10 protein-coding genes are annotated in these 17296 nt (G+C 63.5%); 1 reads left to right on the top strand and 9 read right to left on the bottom strand.

What is annotated here, in order from left to right; all coding sequences use genetic code 11:
• Positions 1 to 113: 113 nt before the first annotated feature.
• Positions 114 to 2372, bottom strand: a complete 2259-nt coding sequence (locus ACFQEY_RS10170) for an NADP-dependent malic enzyme (RefSeq protein ID WP_379768107.1) — start codon at positions 2370 to 2372, stop codon at positions 114 to 116.
• Between the two features lie 424 nt (positions 2373 to 2796).
• Positions 2797 to 4428, bottom strand: a complete 1632-nt coding sequence (locus ACFQEY_RS10165) for a thiamine pyrophosphate-requiring protein (protein ID WP_379768266.1) — start codon at positions 4426 to 4428, stop codon at positions 2797 to 2799.
• Between the two features lie 146 nt (positions 4429 to 4574).
• On the opposite strand from ACFQEY_RS10165, the gene ddh reads away from it, so the two are divergent.
• Positions 4575 to 5513, top strand: coding sequence for a D-2-hydroxyacid dehydrogenase (gene ddh, locus ACFQEY_RS10160; RefSeq protein ID WP_379768104.1), 939 nt, complete (start codon positions 4575 to 4577; stop codon positions 5511 to 5513).
• A 365-nt stretch (positions 5514 to 5878) separates the two neighbouring features.
• Here ddh and ACFQEY_RS10155 read toward each other — a convergent pair whose 3' ends face one another.
• From ACFQEY_RS10155 to ACFQEY_RS10125, 7 genes are all read right to left on the bottom strand, one after another.
• Positions 5879 to 6646, bottom strand: coding sequence for an IclR family transcriptional regulator (locus ACFQEY_RS10155; RefSeq protein ID WP_379768101.1), 768 nt, complete (start codon positions 6644 to 6646; stop codon positions 5879 to 5881).
• A gap of 656 nt (positions 6647 to 7302) precedes the next feature.
• Positions 7303 to 8082, bottom strand: a complete 780-nt coding sequence (locus tag ACFQEY_RS10150; RefSeq protein WP_379768098.1) for a sulfite exporter TauE/SafE family protein — start codon at positions 8080 to 8082, stop codon at positions 7303 to 7305.
• 70 nt (positions 8083 to 8152) lie between these two features.
• On the bottom strand, positions 8153 to 9175 hold the full coding sequence (locus tag ACFQEY_RS10145) for a two-component system sensor histidine kinase NtrB (protein WP_379768095.1): 1023 nt from the start codon (positions 9173 to 9175) through the stop codon (positions 8153 to 8155).
• Positions 9176 to 9399: 224 nt separating this feature from the next.
• Positions 9400 to 10002: an LURP-one-related/scramblase family protein gene (locus tag ACFQEY_RS10140; RefSeq protein ID WP_379768092.1), complete on the bottom strand. Its 603-nt coding sequence runs from the start codon at positions 10000 to 10002 to the stop codon at positions 9400 to 9402.
• Between the two features lie 783 nt (positions 10003 to 10785).
• A complete protein-coding gene (locus ACFQEY_RS10135) occupies positions 10786 to 11643 on the bottom strand; it encodes a universal stress protein (RefSeq protein ID WP_379768089.1) in 858 nt (285 codons plus the stop codon).
• Positions 11644 to 11711: 68 nt separating this feature from the next.
• A complete protein-coding gene (locus ACFQEY_RS10130; protein ID WP_379768086.1) occupies positions 11712 to 14564 on the bottom strand; it encodes a UvrD-helicase domain-containing protein in 2853 nt (950 codons plus the stop codon).
• A complete protein-coding gene (locus tag ACFQEY_RS10125) occupies positions 14561 to 17266 on the bottom strand; it encodes a PD-(D/E)XK nuclease family protein (RefSeq protein WP_379768083.1) in 2706 nt (901 codons plus the stop codon). Before ACFQEY_RS10125 ends, ACFQEY_RS10130 begins: the two co-directional genes overlap by 4 nt.
• Positions 17267 to 17296: the final 30 nt, after the last annotated feature.

The raw sequence follows: 17296 nt of genomic DNA, 5'->3' as shown, positions 1-17296 counted from the left end.
ACCGCCGGACGCGACACGGACGAGAACGGGGAGAGAGTGGACGGAGAACGAACGGGAAAGATGCGAAGACAACGAGGAGGGAGATGAGAGAAGGCGGCGAGGACGGAGCGCGGTTACTCGCGCTGCTGTGCGTCGACGACCGCGACGGCGGCGAGGTTGACGATGTCTTTCACTTCGTCGCCGCGCTGGAGCACGTGGACCGGCTCGTCCATGCCGACGAGCATCGGGCCGATCGCCTCGGCGTCGCCCAGCCGCTGGAGCAGCTTGTACCCGATGTTCCCGGATTCGAGGTTCGGGAACACGAGGACGTTCGCGGCCTCGTCGAGCTCGGAGAACTCGTAGGTGTCGGTGAGCATCTCCTCGACGAGCGCCGTGTCGGCCTGCATCTCCCCGTCGACCGGGAAGTCGATCTCGGGGTCCTCACGGAGCATGGCGGCGGCGTCCCGCGACGCCTGCGTCTCCTCGCCCTCGACGCTCCCGAAGTTGGAGTACGAAAGGAGCGCCGCGCGCGGCTCGACGTTGAACTGCCGCGCCAGCTCCGCGGTGTGTCGCGTCGTCTCGGAGAGCACGTCGGCGTCGGTGTCGCGGTTGACGGTGACGTCGGCGAAGAACACCACGCGATTCCCGATCGTCAGCATGTAGACGCCGGAGACGTACTCGGCGTCGTCCGCGGTCCCGATGACCTGTAGCGGCGGACGGAGCGCCGAGGGGTAGTGGTGAGTCAGCCCGGTCAACAGGGCGTCCGCGTCGTCCTGATCGACCATCACGCTACCGAGGTAGTTGGTGTTGGTGCGGACCAGCTCGCCGGCCTCGCTACGCGTGACTCCCTTGCGCTTGCGGAGTTCGTGCAGCCGGTCCGCGTACTCGTCGTACTCGCCGGCCGTCGGGTCGTTGACGGCCGGCTCGTAGCCGAGCCCGAGGTCGTCGATCGTGGCCATGATCGCGTCCCTGTCGCCCAGCAGTACGGGCTCTGCGATCCCCTGCTCGGAGAGCTGATAGGCCGCGCGGATCATCTTCTCGTCTTCGCCCTCGGCGAGCGCGATGCGCTTGGGATCCTGTTTGGCCTTGTTGAAGACGATCCGCATCATCTCGCGGGACTTCCCGACGCGAGCCTCCAGGTCGTTCCGGTACTCCTCGAGGTCGACCTCTTCGCGAGCCGCACCGGACTCCATTGCCGCCTCCGCGACCGCCGGTGCGACCTCGAAGAGGACGCGCGGGTCGACGGGCTTCGGCAGGATGTACTCCGGACCGAACTGCAGCGGTTCGTCGCCGTACGCCTTCAACACCGCGTCGGGGACGTCCTTGCGAGCGAGCTCCGCCAGCGCCTCCGCGCAGGCGACCTTCATGTCCTCGTTGATCTCGGAGGCCCGCACGTCGAGCGCCCCGCGGAAGATGAACGGGAACCCGAGGACGTTGTTCACCTGGTTCGGGTAGTCCGAGCGGCCCGTGGCCATGATCACCGTGTCGTCGCGGGCGTTCTTCCCCTCATCGTAGCCGATCTCGGGGGTCGGATTCGCCATCGCGAAGATGATCGGGTCGTCGTTCATCGCGCGGACCATCTCCGGCGAGACGATACCGCCGGCCGAGAGACCGACGAGCACGTCCGCGCCCTCCATCGCGTCCGCGAGGTCGCCGCCCTCGATGTCCCGGGCGAACGCTCGCTTGTACTCGTTGACGTCGCCCGCCTCTGCGCGCTCCTCGGTGATGATCCCCGTCGAGTCACAGAGCACGATGTTGTCCGGGTCGACCCCCAGCGAGACGTAGAAGTGCGCCGTCGCGAGCGCCGACGCGCCGGCCCCGGAGAACACCACCTTCATGTCGCCGAGATCCTTGTCGACGATGTCGGCCGCGTTGATGAGTCCGGAGCCGTTGATGATGGCGGTACCGTGCTGGTCGTCGTGGAACACGGGGATGTCCATCTCGCCCTGGAGGCGGTCCTCGATCTCGAAGCACTCGGGAGCCTTGATGTCTTCGAGGTTGATCCCGCCGAACGTCGGCTCCATCGCGGCGACCGCCTCACAGAAGGCGTCGACGTCCGCGATGTCGAGTTCGATGTCGAACACGTCGACGTCGGCGAACCGCTTGAACAGCACGCCCTTCCCCTCCATTACCGGCTTCGACGCCGTTGCGCCGATGTTGCCGAGTCCGAGGACCGCCGACCCGTTCGAGACGACGCCGACGAGGTTCCCCTTCGCGGTGTAGTCGTACGCCTTCTCGGGCGATTCCGCGATCTTTCGGCACGGACCCGCTACGCCGGGCGAGTACGCCAACGAGAGGTCGCGTTGCGTGTTGGTCGGCTTCGTGGTCGCGATCTCGATCTTCCCCGGAGGGTCGGCCTCGTGATACTCCAATGAGTCGTCTTCTAGTGTCATACCGATCTGTTATCCGAGCCGTATTTATATTTATGGGGACCGCCCTGCAGATAGTTTCATCCCACGCGGGGGCGATCCTCGCCGATTCCTCGAACCGATACGAATATGTCGGATCGGCGTTCACGGGGACGACACGGTCGATCCGCGCTTCGCTCTCGGAATCGACGACAGCGCGCCTCTCAGCGCGGTCGCCGTCCCAGATCCGTTCAATCGACAGGCAAAATCGGCGGCGTTCGAACAGCTCCGGTCGTATCCGAACATATCGAACCGAGGGACAATGCGGCGATCCAGCACTCGACGATCGGCTCACGATCGACTCACGATCGATTCACACGGTTCCGTACTTGTCACCTTCCGGACACCGTCGATGCGGGCTCTCTCCCCGTCTCCGCTCTGAAAAATGCGCCGTGGTTCGTCGGTCGTCTCAGTCGAGGTCGGGGCGGGAGAGTTCCGTCTCCTTCGAGGTGATGAACTCCAGTAAGGCCGGCGTGCCCTCTTCCGTCTTCTCGATGGCGCGTTCGAGCGCCGGCGCGACCTCTTCGGGGTCTTCGACCCGCTCACCGTAGCCGCCGAGGGCCTCGCCGACGTCCGCGAAGTCGCCGCTGAACGGCGTGTCGTACGACGCCATCTCGTAGTTGTTCAGGTGAATGGTGAGGATCGGCGCGTCCTCGCGGGCCGCCGTTTCGAAGTCAAGCCCGGTCATGCCGATGGCACCGTCGCCCATGATGTTGATACAGAGCTTCTCGGGGAACCGGACCTTCGCACCGAGTGCGAGCCCGAGACCGTACCCGAGCTGGGTCGTCTTCCCCCAGCCGATGTACGAGAGCGGCTCGTCCGTCTCGTAGAAGGGCGCGAGGAAGTCGCGCGGGTTGCCGGCGTCGGCCGTGATGATCGTCTCTGCGGGGTCGACGACGTTCGTGATCTCGTGGATCACGCGGTAGGGGTTGATCGGGGTCTCGTCGGACGTGAGTTTCCCCTCCCACTCGTCGAGCCAGTCGCCCTTCACCGCCGCGATCTCGTCGGCGACGTCGTCGAAGCGACCGCGGTCGTCGTCCACGCGCGATTCCACCGCGTCGCCGACGGCGTCGAGGACGATCTGCGCGTCGCCGACGAGGGCGAGTTCCGAATCGACGTCCTTGTCGATGTCGGTGGGGTCGAGCGTCGAGTGGATGACGGTCTTCCCCTCGGGAACGGTGATCCCGTACGCGGTCTCGGTGAAGCTGCAGCCGACGCCGAAGAGCACGTCGCACTCGTCGAGGAAGTGCGCGAGTTGTCCGGGTTCGCTCTTGCTGCCGGCCCCCAGCGAGAGCGGATGGCTCTCGGGGAAGGCGCTCTTCCCGTTGAGGCTCGTAGCGACGGGGGCCTCGAGCGTCTCGGCGAGCTCCTTCAGCTCGTCCCACCCCTCGGCGTAGTGGACGCCCTGTCCGGCGAAGATAACCGGGTTCTCCGCGTCGACGAGGGCGTCGGCGACGGCCGGGACCGCGTCGGGATCGACGCCCGCACGGTTGGCGCTCGACGGGATGTACTCGAAGTCCTCGGGCGCGTCCTCCCAGAAGACGTCCTTCGGCACCTCGACGACGGCGGGACGCGGACGGTCGTTGCGCGCCGCGGTGAACGCGCGGCGGAACGTCTCCCCGACCGCGTCGGGGTCGGTGAGCTGCTCGCAGGTCTTGCTCACGCTCTGGTAGCTCACCAGCGAGTTGAACTTCGGATCCACGTCGGTCTTGGCTCGGTCGTACCCCGCCGGAATCGCCACGAGCGGCGCGGACTCGCCGTACGCCTGTGCGACGGCACCGATAGAGTTCTCCGTCCCCGGCCCGTGCTGGCAGGCGAACGCGACGACGTCGTCGCCGGACGTGAGCCGGCCGATGGCGTCGGCCATGTGAACCGCCGTCCGTTCCTGACGGGTGATTATCGTTCGGAGACCGGCGTCCTCCGCAGCGCCGGTGTCGAACAGCGGGTTACTCGGGAACCCGAATACGTACTCCACTCCCTCCTCTTTTAGTGCTTGCGCGATGGCTTCAGTTACGTTCATCTCTAGTTGTCTCGCGGATATGGTCGACTCTAGTCCGGGGGGAGATAAAAGTATCTGTGAGGCCCCGTATCGTCACCACCGGGAATGCCTCGGTCGGGTCGGTCGGGTGCCACCTTTTTTTGCCGGCTCCCGAAGGACTGATAACCCGCTGCGACGACGTCCCAGTCATGTCCGAGCGAGCGCAACTCGATCACCTGTACGTCCACGAGTCCGTAGAGAACGTCATCCCCCCCGAGGCCTTCGTCGAGGCGTTCGAGGGGCTCGGCATCGACGCCGAGCTGGTCGGTGACGGCGAGAGCTACGACGAGACCGACGCCGTCGCCACCTACGTGCCGCGGCCGGAGTTCCTCGACGCGGGGTGGGTTCACTGCATCCGCGCGGGCTACGACGAGTTCGACACGGACACGTACGAGGCGGCGGGCGTCCCCCTCACGAACAGCACGGGCATCCACGACACCACCGTTAGCGAAGTCGCGATCGGATACATGGTGTCGCTCGCGCGACTCCTCCACGTGTACCGCGACAACCAGAACGAGCGGAACTGGTACACCCCCGACTACGAGCGTCCGTTCACGGTGGAGAACGAACGGATCTGCGTCGTCGGCCTCGGCACGATCGGGCGCGGGATCGCCGAGCGGGCCGACGGCCTCGGGATGGAAGTGGTCGGGGTCCGCCGGTCCGACGAGCCCGTGCCGGGCGTGTCGGAAATCTTCGATCCGTCGGACCTCCACGACGCTATCGCCGACGCGCGGTTCGTCGCTCTTGCGCTCCCGCACACGCCTGAGACCGAGGGGTTGATCGGGGAACCGGAGTTCGAGGTGATGCGCGACGATGCCTACCTGATCAACGTCGCCCGCGGTCCGCTGGTCGTCGAGGACGCCCTCGCCGCCGCGATCGAGGCCGGCGCGATCGCGGGCGCGGGACTCGACGTCTTCGAGACCGAACCCTTACCCGACAGTTCGCCGCTGTGGGACTTCGAGGAGGTCATCATCTCCCCGCACAAGGGCTCCGCCACCAACCGGTACCACCTCGATATCGCCGATCTGGTCAGCGAGAACGTCGAGCGGTACCAGTCGGACGAACCGCTGAAGAACCGCGTGGCCTGAGTCGGCGACCGTTTCCGCCGCGATGCGACTCTACCGGTTTCGTCATTGCGAACGTGTTTTTGCGAAGAAATGACTCGAAGCGTCTCGATCGCTGACGAGCACTCGATATCGAGTGGATATTGTTCCAATACCACGGCATACTATCGGCTGAACGGTCAGCTATTTCGACGAAACATCCAGGAATGACGCGTTCACGCGCGCCGGCGACGGAGGCTTCGGGGCGAATCGGCATTCCGACGGCAGTTTCGTATATTCGAACTTTCGCCGTCCGTAATCGATCCTGTTCGGCGAGACTCGATCGAGAGCGTCGCGCTCCGGCGGCAGATATTACATTACTACTTTTGTAATTGTACTTCGACCGTTCGTTACTGCCCGTGCGCGAGGTTGACCTCGATCACGTTCGCCGTCTGGTGGAGGGTCTCCGTGTACTCGCGGCGTTGTTCCTCCGGTTTCAGGCGACTGATCGGTGTCATGATACTGATCGCGGCGTTTCGCCGGTCGCCCGTTTCGAGCGGGGTCCCGACGCACCCGAGTCCGCCCAGACGCTCTTCCTCGTTGTACGCGAACCCCTCCTCGCGAATCTGGTCGAGCTCCTCGAACAGATCCGACCGTGTCGTGATCGTCTCGTCGGTCCGGGCCGGAAGCCCGTGTCGATCGACGATCTCGTCGACGCGCTCGTCCGAGAGGCTCGCGAGCAGGGCCTTCCCGAGCGCTGTCGTGTGGAGGTACACGCGTCGACCGAGGTGGATGTCGAAGGTTATCGCCTGCTCGCCGCGGGCGGTGTAGACGTAGACGCCGATTCCGCGCTCCTCGAACATCAGGTTCGCGAGTTCGCCCGTCTCCTCTGCGAGTTTGTGAACCTCGGACTTCGCGACGTCGTAGACCCCGTCGTACTGCCGAGCCATCCCGCCGAACTCCAGGCACTGGAGGCCGAGCCGGTAGCCGTCCTCGTGGTTGACGACGAGGCCGTGCTCTTCGAGCGTGATCAGGTGCTTGTACACCGTGCTCTTGGCCAACTCTAGGCGATCGACCAGCTCCGCTATCGAGACGCCGCCCCCGTGTTCCGCGATCGCGGTCAGCACGCGCATCGACGTCCCCGTCGCCCGCACGGACTTCGTTTTCGGCCTCTCCATACCGATCCTGGACGAAGACGAGTAATAAGGGTTGTGGGCCGGTTTGACGGACGAACGCGTTCGGTCGCGAGGGCGTCACCGGCGATCGCGGTGTCCGCAGTTGTGCTAGAAGATCCCACACGACAGGCCCGCACAACAGGCCCGCACGATAGTTTCGTATATTCGAACCAGATCACACGACCAGATCGTACGACGTGACGCGTCGCCCGCGGCGAGCGACGGTTCCCGGCTGACACGCTCTCGGTCGATCATCTATATCTATGTCAGTTTCCCACACACATATGCTAACTAGTAGTTTATCCGTAACGACACGCATCACGATCGGAGCAAGCGCCGTCTGCGCGACGGCTCGCGGAGTGGCTGAGATACGGACTGACGACGGCACGGAGCGGGATGAGTGCCGAGATTGCCTCGCGATCGCCAACTCGAAACTCGATCGAGCGCACTCGCAATTAGCGGCGCGCGTACTGACGCTTCGACATACGAGAATCGCGCCTCCCTCGGTCGATTCTCCGATCAATTTTTCGCGATACCGAGCCACGTATCCTCCTTATGAGTTCGAGTCAGACATCGGTCGTATCTCACGCAACGCCGACCGCCGCCAAACATATCTAATATCGTGTATGTTTTAAAATAGTATTGTTTTCGTAATCATTTTATAATGCAATATACGCCCCAGCGACGATGAGAACGACGCCCAATGCGAGTTTCAATCTCCTCGGATCCACGACGTGTGCCACCCGCCACCCGACAACGACGCCCGCGAGCAACGGCAGGCCGACGAGCACGGCGAGCGGGACCGACACGTCCCCGCGGAAGCCGTATCCGGCCGTCGCGAACGCCGCGATGAATATCGATTGCACCTGAGCGACCGCAACGGCGGGCAGCATCGGGACGCCGATCAGTATCAGCGCCGGAACCGCGATCACCGGCCCCCCGACGCCAACCACGCCGCTCGCGATCCCGAGAGCGAGGCCGAGGACGCCGAGAGCGACTCGTCCCGTTCGGCTCGACGCATCCACCTCGTACAGCGGACTGAGGCCTCGTTTCTCGCGATAGACGATGGTGATGCCGGTCACCGTCGCGACGAGGCCGAGCAGGAGCCCGAACGTCGCTCTCGGAACGAAGGCGTTCGCGTGCGCGCCGATGAGGGCACCGCCGGCGCTGGAGAGGCTCAACACGAGCACCAGTACCCGCGCGTCGCCGGTCTTCAGTTCTCCGGAGTGCAGGTAGGCGGCGCTTCCGACGACGCCGGTCGCGACGAACGTCGCGTGTGCGGTTCCGGCGACCGTCCCCGACGGGATCCCCGTCAACGAGTACAACGCGATCGTCACGAATATCCCGCCTGGACCGACGGTCGTGATCCCCACCCCGGAGAGGAATGCGATCCCCACGAGCACGGGAATGAGCGGAATTCCGAGAGTGCTCACGAACATCTATCGGCGTCGTCTCTCGGACGGGATATAGCCTCTTTGCCCGGCGCTTCGCATTCCGTCGGGCGATCGATCAAAACGAAATCTCGAACCGCGCACCGCCGTCCGTCCCTTCCGTAACCGAGATATTCCAGCCGTGTGCGGTCGCGATCTGCGACACGATCGAGAGTCCGTATCCCGTTCCCCCCATCGCCGTCGAGTACCCGTGCTCGAACACCGATTCGCGCGTCGACTCCGGGATTCCGTCCCCGTCGTCGGCTACGTAGATCCCGTCGCCATCGTCGAGCCGTCCGATACGAACCGTGACGTCCTTTCCCACATGTTCGACGGCGTTACGGAAGAGGTTCGCGAAGAGTTCTCGAACCCTGCTCTCGTCGGCCTCCACCGCACTCAGATCGGAATCGATTCGGAGGGTCGCGTCGTGCGTGTCGACGCTCGCCCACGACTCGCGGACGCTCGCTTCGATATCCACGGGTTCGGTCGCCCCGATGAACTGCCCCTCTTTCGAGAGTTCCAACACGTCCTCGACGAGCCTATCGATGCGGTCGAGCGACTCCGAGACGGTCTCCAGCTCGGGAACGTCGTGACCTTCTCGGGCGAGGTCGGTGTACCCCTGTGCGACTGAGAGCGGGTTCCGGATGTCGTGAGTGAGGATGTCGGCGAAGTCGTCGAGCCGGTCCTTCTGATCGCGGAGCTGCGTTTCTCGCCGCCGACGCTCCGTGATGTCACGGATGATACCCGTGAAGTACTGCTCGCCGCCGTGTTCGTGTTCGCGGAGGCTGATGAGCACCGGAACCTCGTGACCGTCCCGGTGTCGAGCGGGGAGCTCCATGCCGTCCCAATCGATGTTTCGTTCGCCGGTCTGGACGTAGGATCCGAGCGCTGATGCGTGCACCGACTGGAGGCGCTCCGGGATGATCTTCATCTTCGAACTCCCGATCAGCTCTTCGGGAGCGTATCCGAGAATATCCTCCACGGCAGCGTTGGCGTAGACGATCTTGCTCTCCGCATCGATCGTGAGCATCCCCTCCGCGGCGTTCTCGACGAGCGTCTGATAGAAATCGTCGTTGGGAATCGGAGGTGAGGATGGATCCATGTCGTCCCTGCCGAGATATGGCGATCCGACGTGTTAATGGTGTTGTTGCCGCGTCCGATCCGAACCGATCCGGGTAGCTGTCTGGGAAATTTCATTTCGGGTTCCGCTTCGGAGACACACCACCCTGCAAGTGTTGTGACGGAACGCTCGGCGAATACGTTGCTGCGGATCGAAACGCGTCACACGAACTGCATTGACTGGGCGTCGTTCGTTCGGAGCCCAACTCACTGGTTTTCGAGGGCGTCGAGGACACATGCGGCCGCGATCACCGCTTCTCTCGGGATCGTGCTGGCGTCGTCGATACTGACCGTGTACGCGTCCCGCAACGAGAACCGGCCCGCAATGTCCCCGACGTGGTCGCCGTCAGCATCGAATATCTCGTATTTGTTCGGGACGAGGTTCGCAACGGAGATGAGGTGCCGGAGCGCCGCGAGCGGCTTGCTCTTCGAACGAATGGTTGCCAGCGGCTCGCCAGTCTCGGGATCTCGAACGGTCCAGTTCTCCACGAACAGCGAGAACTCTTCGTCGAGGATGACGACCGCTTCGCCGGTGCCCGCGTCCGTGATGGCGTAGTTCCCCGCGACGTCCATGATGCCCCCGGCTTTCACCGTGAACGCGTCCTCGCCGTCGCCGGTGAGGAACGGGAACTCCTCTTTCATTTTGAACATCTTCTGTTTCCCGCGCAGGACGACGTCGCCAGCGCCGTCGCGGACGACGTACTTGTTCCGAATCGCGGACTGTTTGACCTCGTAGCGGTCGTCGTCGAGCGAGACCGTAGAAATGTCGTAGGGGGTTGCCGCCGAATCGACTGTGGAGGGGTCTGCCATTGATCGCTGGTGGACCACGTAGCGGAAAAAATCTTCTACTTCACGTACAGTTGGTCGCTGAACGATCCCGCCCGATTGAGAGCGGGAGTAAGTATGTCAATTCGGAGGAGTGGTTGTTTATAAGTGAATACGTGGTGTTGTTGGCGGCTGTTTATATATTGTTGCTGGCGCGGTGAATCGCTGTGTTTCTGGTGATGATTACTTATAAATGATTGTTGCTGGCACAGTGAACACGTCCAAAGCCCCAGCCGCGAGGCGGGTGCAGGCGACGTAAGCACCGTAAAGAGCGAGTGAAACGAGCGATTGAGGAGCGCAGCGAGCGTGCGTCCGCCTCGCGGCTGCCCCTTTGAGTCCCACCCGAACAGCGCCGCATCTCACACCTCCCCAGCCTCGCCGCGGCCGCTTATGAGCGGCCGCGGGCTCCTCGCACCCTCCAGGCGCTCGGAGGCGCGCCAACCGCCTCGATCATTTATAAGCAACCGTCGCCTCCTCAGTTCTACCTTTAAATACTGCGTCGCCGGCGGTGGTTTGCAATACCTACTCCCGTTGGGTCGCAAGTGAGGCAATCTCCGCTGGCGTCACTGATTCCCTTCAGAAGGGAACGGGGTCCGGCCAGTACGCGATCCTCGCCAACCGAATCAAAAACGCCGTTGCCGCCTACGACGCACGACTGATGTTGGTGCTGCTGCGACAGTCCTCGCAAGTGATCTAGCGAGTTACGGTACCGACGAATCGCTTGTCTGGACGGCGGGTGGACTAGCGGGCGATACCTGGTATCCGAAATCACTCATCGGTTTTATCTTGCGGGGCGTTGCGCGTCAATATAACGGAACTGGCAGCCGCCCGCCCGACGCCTTCGGCGACCGACCCGACGAGCATTCGCTTGAGGAACGGGTCGCGCGTCGCGCCGAGGATAGTGAGCTCGTGGTTCGGCGTCTCGTCGGTGATCGCGCCCGCAACGTGGTCGCTCCGGATCGTCGTTGACTCAACGCTAATATCAAAGTCGGTGAGGAGTGAATCGTAGCCACGGAGAAGGGATGAAGTATCCTCCTGCGTCGAGTCATCTGCATCAGGATGCGTAACGTGAAGCAGATGAACGGCTGCGTCGCGCTGTGATGCGATCGTCCCGGCGAGTTCGACGGCCACCTCACAGTGCGGACCACCTGCGACCGGAACGAGGATCGAGTCCACGTCTCGCGATGGTGTACGGATGCGTTTGACGAAGACGTCACACGGTGCTTCACCGAGGATTCGGTCGAGAAAACTCCCGAGGATGATGTCGCGCCGACGAGGTCGTCCCCGCCATCCGACGAGCAGGGCGTCAGCGCTATGTACGTCGACGGCCCCCACGATTCCCGTGGCGATATCCCGCGCATAGCGCATCCGTGATTCGACTGCGACGCCGGCATCTTCGGCTTGTTCGACCGCCTCATCGAGGAGTCGTACCGCTTCACCGTCGTCTTCGATGAGACTGTCACCCGCGGAGAGGGGAACCTGGGGCGGGACCTCGACAACATGTAGCACGACGATTCGTGTGGACTGACCACGTGCGATATCGATCGCCGTGTCGAGTACTCGTGCGGTGGTCTCTGGATTCGCTACGGGGACCAAGAGCGTCTCGGTCTGTGTCTTCGAGGTCATAGCTATTCTTTTGGCGTGGGAGACATTAACACTCCCCTCACTCGCTTCTGGATAGCGACCAAACGAGCTTATCTGCGATACCTTCGCACTAGCTCTCGGATCTCCGTCTTACTGAGGGGATTAATCTTGCGGCGGTTGCCACCGTCGGTGTAGAAAATCGATGCGGTGACCGACCGATCCGGGTATCGGTCGGCAACGACGTGGTAATACATACTGAGCTGCTTCTCGTATTCCTCCTCCGCGTGCCGGCTGCGATCCGTCTTGTAATCGATGATCTCGACGCGCTCCGGCGTGCGGTGGAGCAGGTCGATCACGCCCCCTATCGTCACCCGCTCGCCGTCAACCGTAAGCGGGAGGAAGGCGTCGATCTCCGCGTCCGTGTCACCGTCGAGCGAGTCGATCAACGCCTTCACGTTCTTCTTATCAGCGTTATCGGCTTCGGCCGCCCCATCGAGAACGTATCGTTCCGCGAACTCGTGAACCGCCGATCCGTACTCTATCCCCCGACCGCCGGTGTTCCCCTCGAAAACGTCGTCGTCGATGAACGTGTGCGGCGAGTAGCTCGCCGGCCCGTCGGGATCCGGAATGTCGACCGTGAACGGAGCGTGCTCGTCGTCCGCCGTATCGAATGCCGACAAGTCGGGATCGACGTCCTCAACGTCGACGGGAAGCGCGTCGAGAAACGAATTCGGATTCGCGCCGCCGGTCAAGACGAGGTGGCTCTCAGCGCGCGTAATAGCCACGTAGAGGAGCCGACGTTCCTCGTCGTAGTTCTGGGGGAGACACCGGTTGAGAACGTCCGTCTTCCAGTCGTCGTAGACGTGTGGAACGCCGTGTGCGTCAGCCGAGTACACCGTCCGCTGCCGGAGGCCGATCGGGTCGGCGTACGCGATATCGCTCCCTCCCCCGCCGGTGGAGGGGAACTTGTTGGCGTTCATGTTCGCGAGGATGACGATCGGGTATTCGAGCCCCTTCGTCGCGTGGATCGTCTGGACGGTCACCGCGTTCGTCCCGCCCCCGGCGTCGACGTCGTGCGTGCTCCCGCTCGCGATCGCCTCCTCGATGAACCGGATCAGCTGCCCGCGAGTGAACGTCGTCGTCCCGTGGACCGACTGGACGGTGTCGAGGACGACGTCGGCGGCCGGATCGCTCCGGCCGTACCGGTCGAACACGCGTCGGGCGACGCCGCCGACCGTCTCCAGATCTCGGAGTTCCTCTCGGAAGGAACCCATCGACTCGGGGTACGCCTCGCGGTCGATGATCGCCTTCGCCTCGTCGATCGCGTAGCCGGCCTCCTCCAGAACGAGTGCCCACCCTCGGTCGGCGTTGCGTTCGAGGATGCGCAGCCACGCCAACAGCAACTTCGCGGCGTCGGTCCGGAAGACCTCGATCCCGCCCTCGTACGCCACCGGCAGATCGTACGTGCTCGCCGCATCGAGCAGATCCCGGCCGAAATCGCGGGTGCGCGTCAAGACGGCGATGTCACCGTACTCCGGCGCGCGGTACTCGCCGCTGTCGCCGTCGTCGCCGACGGCGTAGGCGTCGTTGCCGACGATCGCGTCGATCTTCGCGAGGATCGCCTCGTGTTCGTCCTCGCTCGCGAGCGCCTCGATGCGGCTGTCGTCTCGGTTCGTGTCCGCGTTTAGTGGCGTGATCGTCTCGGAAATTGCGTCCACGTCGAGCGACTCGCTCTTCGTTGCGGGCGTCGTCAGCGCGTGCTCAGAGAAGTCCAGGAGGGACTGCGTCGACCGGTAGTTTCGCGTCAGTCGCTTGTCGTCGACGGGCGTCGTCGGGAACGTGACTCGGTCGGCGTCCCGGTTCAACTCCTCGGCGAACCGTCGGAGTCGATCGTCGAACTCGCGGATGTTGTCGACGTCGGCGTACTGAAAGCCGTAGATGCTCTGTTTCCAATCCCCGACGACGCAGACGTTGTTCGTGCCGGCCAGAAGGAGGGTGAGCTTGAACTGGATCTCGCTGGAGTCCTGGAACTCGTCGACCATCACGTACTCGTACGCGAGGCCCTCCCGAAGGTCGTGGTCCTCACACAGGAGGACGAACGCGAACAGCTGGAGGAACCCGAAGTTCAGGTAGTTCCGCCGCAGCGCGAACTCGAGGTACGCATGGTAGACGTCGTGGACGAACCGCTTGAGGGCCGCTCGGTCGTCCTCGAAGACGCGTTCGGCGACGTCCGTCGGGACCTGCTTGCCGTTACCGCGAATCTCCCACTTTTCAGGGGCTTCCGGGAGGTACGTCTTGTTTTCGCCGTACACGTAGAGTTTCGACCGGAGCGCCGACTGTTTGCTCCCGCCATTACGGGGCTCGTTCCGTTCGGAAAACAGCGTCTCGAACGCCTCGAAGTCGCCGTCGAGGTGTGATTCGCCGTCGCGGTACCAGCCCTCGGCGTCGGGGAACGCGCCCTTCGCGGACAGTTCCTTGATGAGATCGAGCAGCTCCCCCGTCTCCGAGATCGCCGTGAAGAACCCGTCGTATTCCGGGTGGTCGTCGATGAACTGGCCGACGAACTCGCGAAACAGCGCCCGTTCGATGATGTCGTCCTCGACGATCCGCGTCGATCCGGTGATCGTCTCATCGAGCCCGAGATATTTCGGGGCGTCGTGGCCGTGCTCGTCGAGGATATCGTGTGACAGCGAGTGGAACGTCTGGATCGGCGCGTCCGCGAGTTCGCGCATCCCGTACTCGCTGTGGCGCACGATCCGGTCCCGCATCTCCTCGGCCGCGTTGTTGGTGAACGTGACCAACAGCACGTCTGAGGGATCGATCCCGTCCTGTGCGACGATGTTCGCGTACCGCCGGGTGACGGTGAACGTCTTCCCGGTTCCGGCACCCGCGTCGACGAGGAACAGTCCGTCGGTGGCCTCGATGAGTTCGCGTTGCTCCGGGTTCGGCTCGACGCCGCTCATCGCTCGCCCTCCAGGAGCAGGTCCCGGTTGTCCACCCGCCGGTAGTTCGGCTCGCCCGCGAGCCCCTCGACGGGGAACGGTTCGTCGCCGGCGCGGCGTCGGTTGAGTTCCGTCAGTCGCTCGTCGACGAACGACTCGAACGCGTCGAGATCGCTTTTGAAAAACGCCGCCTGCTGTCGCTCGGTGATCTTCCGCATGACCTGCTCGCTCCCCGTCGTCACGTACTTGTACTCGCCGATCTCCGCCTTGAACCGGTCGATCATCGTCTCCCCGAACGCCGACTCGATGAGTTCGTCGCTGTCCGTCGTCTCGACGAGTGGCGCGGCATCGAAGAGGGCGGCGTACGTCTGATAGTCGATCTTCGAGAGGACCTTCCGACATTTTTGTGCCCCCTCCTCGCGGAGGTACTCGAAGAACTCCTCCCGACGAACGTGCTCCGTGGGAGATTCCGGGTAGTAGGTCACCGTCGTCAGCGCGTCATCGAGGTCGACATCGCTGACGGAGTCGCCGTCGTCGCCGACAGCGACGTCACTGGCGGTGTCGGCGGAGCCACTGTCGTTTGAGTCGCTGCCGGCGGAGTCGCTGTCGTCGGAGTCGCTGTCGCCGGAATCGCTGCCGGCGATCACCTCATCGACGAGTTCGGTCACGTAGAAGAAGGTGAACGACAGTCGTTCGTCCGGCGTTTGTGACCGCCAGTAGGTGAGATAGAGCAACGCTTGGAAGTCAGGCTCGTCGGTCGGCTCTGAGAGCGCGGCGTGTTTGACGATCGATTTGGCGCTGTGCTCGCTGCCGCTCTTGTAATCGAGGAGCGCCGACGTCGACTGCACGAGGTCGATCATCCCGTTGATCCCCAGCTCCTCGTCGGTGAATCGGCGTTCGGTCACGGGGGAATCGACGTCCCGGTCGAAGTGGGCGGCGACGGCGTTGTCACCGCCGCTGGATGGCGTGAGAAACGCCCCGTCGGTCGGCGGGTTGGCGTCGAGATACGAGACGATCGTTTCCAGGCTCGCACGGTATTCGGTGCGACGGGTGCGTTCGTCGACGGAGCGGATCAAGGGGCGGACGTCATCGAGCATGAGGTCGACGACTTCCGCGAGCACCGTCTCGTCGACGGCCTTCGGGTGGTTCGCGTAGAACTCCGCGAAGTCGTGGAGCAAGTCGCCCTCGGTGAGGTACGCCTTTTCCGGGCCGTCGACGATCCGGCTGAAGTAGTAGTCGCGCGGCGAGTTCACGTAGGTGTTGAGACTCGACTTGCTGATCGTCTCGACCGTCTCGACCGGCGCGTCGATCGATGACTTTTCGAAGCCGTCATCGGGTCGCTGGGTGGATCCGATCTGATGGCTCGTTGCGGGCAGATCGGAGAAGCGGTCGTACTCGGTGTCCAGCAGCTCTTCGAAGTACAGACACGGTGTGACGGGCGATCCGCCGGTCGAGTCTTGGACGAGGTAGTGTTGCTGACCGCCACTCTGTAACAGCAGCTGGAAACTCTCGAAATTCCGCGTGAACTGAGCGTCCCGATCGACCCACGGACGCCGCGGTGCCGAGTGCGTCCACCGATCGTCGAGTCCGAGGTAGAAGACGACCTCGCGCCCCACGTACGACGCCGACTTCGCGTCGGCGAGCAGTACGCCTTCGTTCTCCCGCTCGACCGGAACGTCGTAGGTCTGGAGGTAGAACGATAGGTCGTCGACTCGGGCCTCGGTGACGCGTTCGTCGACGATGCCGAGCTTCTCCAGTTCGGCGCGGAAGGAGTCGAGCGCGCCGTCGACGCGACGTTCAAACGCCGAGAGCGCGTCCGAGAACGTGTACTCTCGGATGTCGCGGCAGAAGTCGTTCAGCCACGCGAGTTCCGCGTCGTCGAGCTCGTGCAGTCGCTTGTCTTCGTCGGCGACGTCGACGTCGACACCGAACGCCGTCAGCAGCGATCGGATTTCGCTCAATCGGGTGTCGGTCCCGCGGTGGGCGGTCCGAAGCAGGTGAACGAACAGTCGGTGCTCGCTGCGGTCGGTGAATCCCGGTCCGCCGAAAAACGGGATCTCGGCCGCTTCGAGCGCGGATTCGATGAGGGGCGAGTACTCGCTTTCCCGGTCGAGGACGATCCCGACGTTGTCGGCGTTCGCGTCGGAGACGGCACCGATGACTGTCTCGACGATCGCCGCCGGTGAATCGTGAATCCGGAACGGGGGCAGTTCGAACCGCGCGTCGGTGAAGAGGTCGACCGCGTCGTACTCGGCGGGCAGATACGCTCGTTCGAGCCGTGTGAGCATGTCGGGTTCGACGACGACCACGTCGAGATCCGGATCGATCGTCTCGGTCGCGAGCTTCATCGAGGCCGTCTCGAGGTCCGCGATTCGCTCGACGGCGCGCTCGGTGGCGTCGTCGACGTAGGCGTCGTACTCGAAGATGGCGTCGTGAGACCCTTGATGTTCCCAACACTGGAGGATGTTCCCGACCGCGTACGCGCAGCGCTTCCACGACACGTCCTCGTGGTCGATCATTCCGAGGAACGCGAGGCGGTCTTCCGACTCCTGTCGACGACCGGCTGCGAGGCGGCGTGGCGGAATCGCGAACGGACCGAGGTGCGTGCGATCGAGGTGGCGGTTCAGGGCACTCGCGAGCGGCCCGTCAGGAGTGATCACCCGATCGTACGATCTGACTTCGTCGTAGAGTTGGCGTGGCGATTTGGCACGGGGAAACGACACGTGCAGAGACGTTCAGCGCTGCCGGTTAAA

Origin of the sequence: Halorubrum trueperi, from assembly GCF_042662525.1 — an archaeon.
Taxonomy (GTDB): Archaea; Halobacteriota; Halobacteria; order Halobacteriales; family Haloferacaceae; genus Halorubrum; species Halorubrum trueperi.
Note: the sequence above shows the minus strand (reverse complement) of the source record. Positions and strands in the feature narration are given on the sequence as shown.

Coding starts and splice junctions, on each gene's coding strand:
- ACFQEY_RS10130 (WP_379768086.1), bottom strand. CDS start 14,564: ATGAGCGGCGTCGAGCCGAACCCGGAGCAACGCGAACTCATCGAGGCC.
- ACFQEY_RS10150 (WP_379768098.1), bottom strand. CDS start 8,082: ATGTTCGTGAGCACTCTCGGAATTCCGCTCATTCCCGTGCTCGTGGGG.
- ACFQEY_RS10145 (WP_379768095.1), bottom strand. CDS start 9,175: ATGGATCCATCCTCACCTCCGATTCCCAACGACGATTTCTATCAGACG.
- ACFQEY_RS10155 (WP_379768101.1), bottom strand. CDS start 6,646: ATGGAGAGGCCGAAAACGAAGTCCGTGCGGGCGACGGGGACGTCGATG.
- ddh (WP_379768104.1), top strand. CDS start 4,575: ATGTCCGAGCGAGCGCAACTCGATCACCTGTACGTCCACGAGTCCGTA.
- ACFQEY_RS10170 (WP_379768107.1), bottom strand. CDS start 2,372: ATGACACTAGAAGACGACTCATTGGAGTATCACGAGGCCGACCCTCCG.
- ACFQEY_RS10135 (WP_379768089.1), bottom strand. CDS start 11,643: ATGACCTCGAAGACACAGACCGAGACGCTCTTGGTCCCCGTAGCGAAT.
- ACFQEY_RS10140 (WP_379768092.1), bottom strand. CDS start 10,002: ATGGCAGACCCCTCCACAGTCGATTCGGCGGCAACCCCCTACGACATT.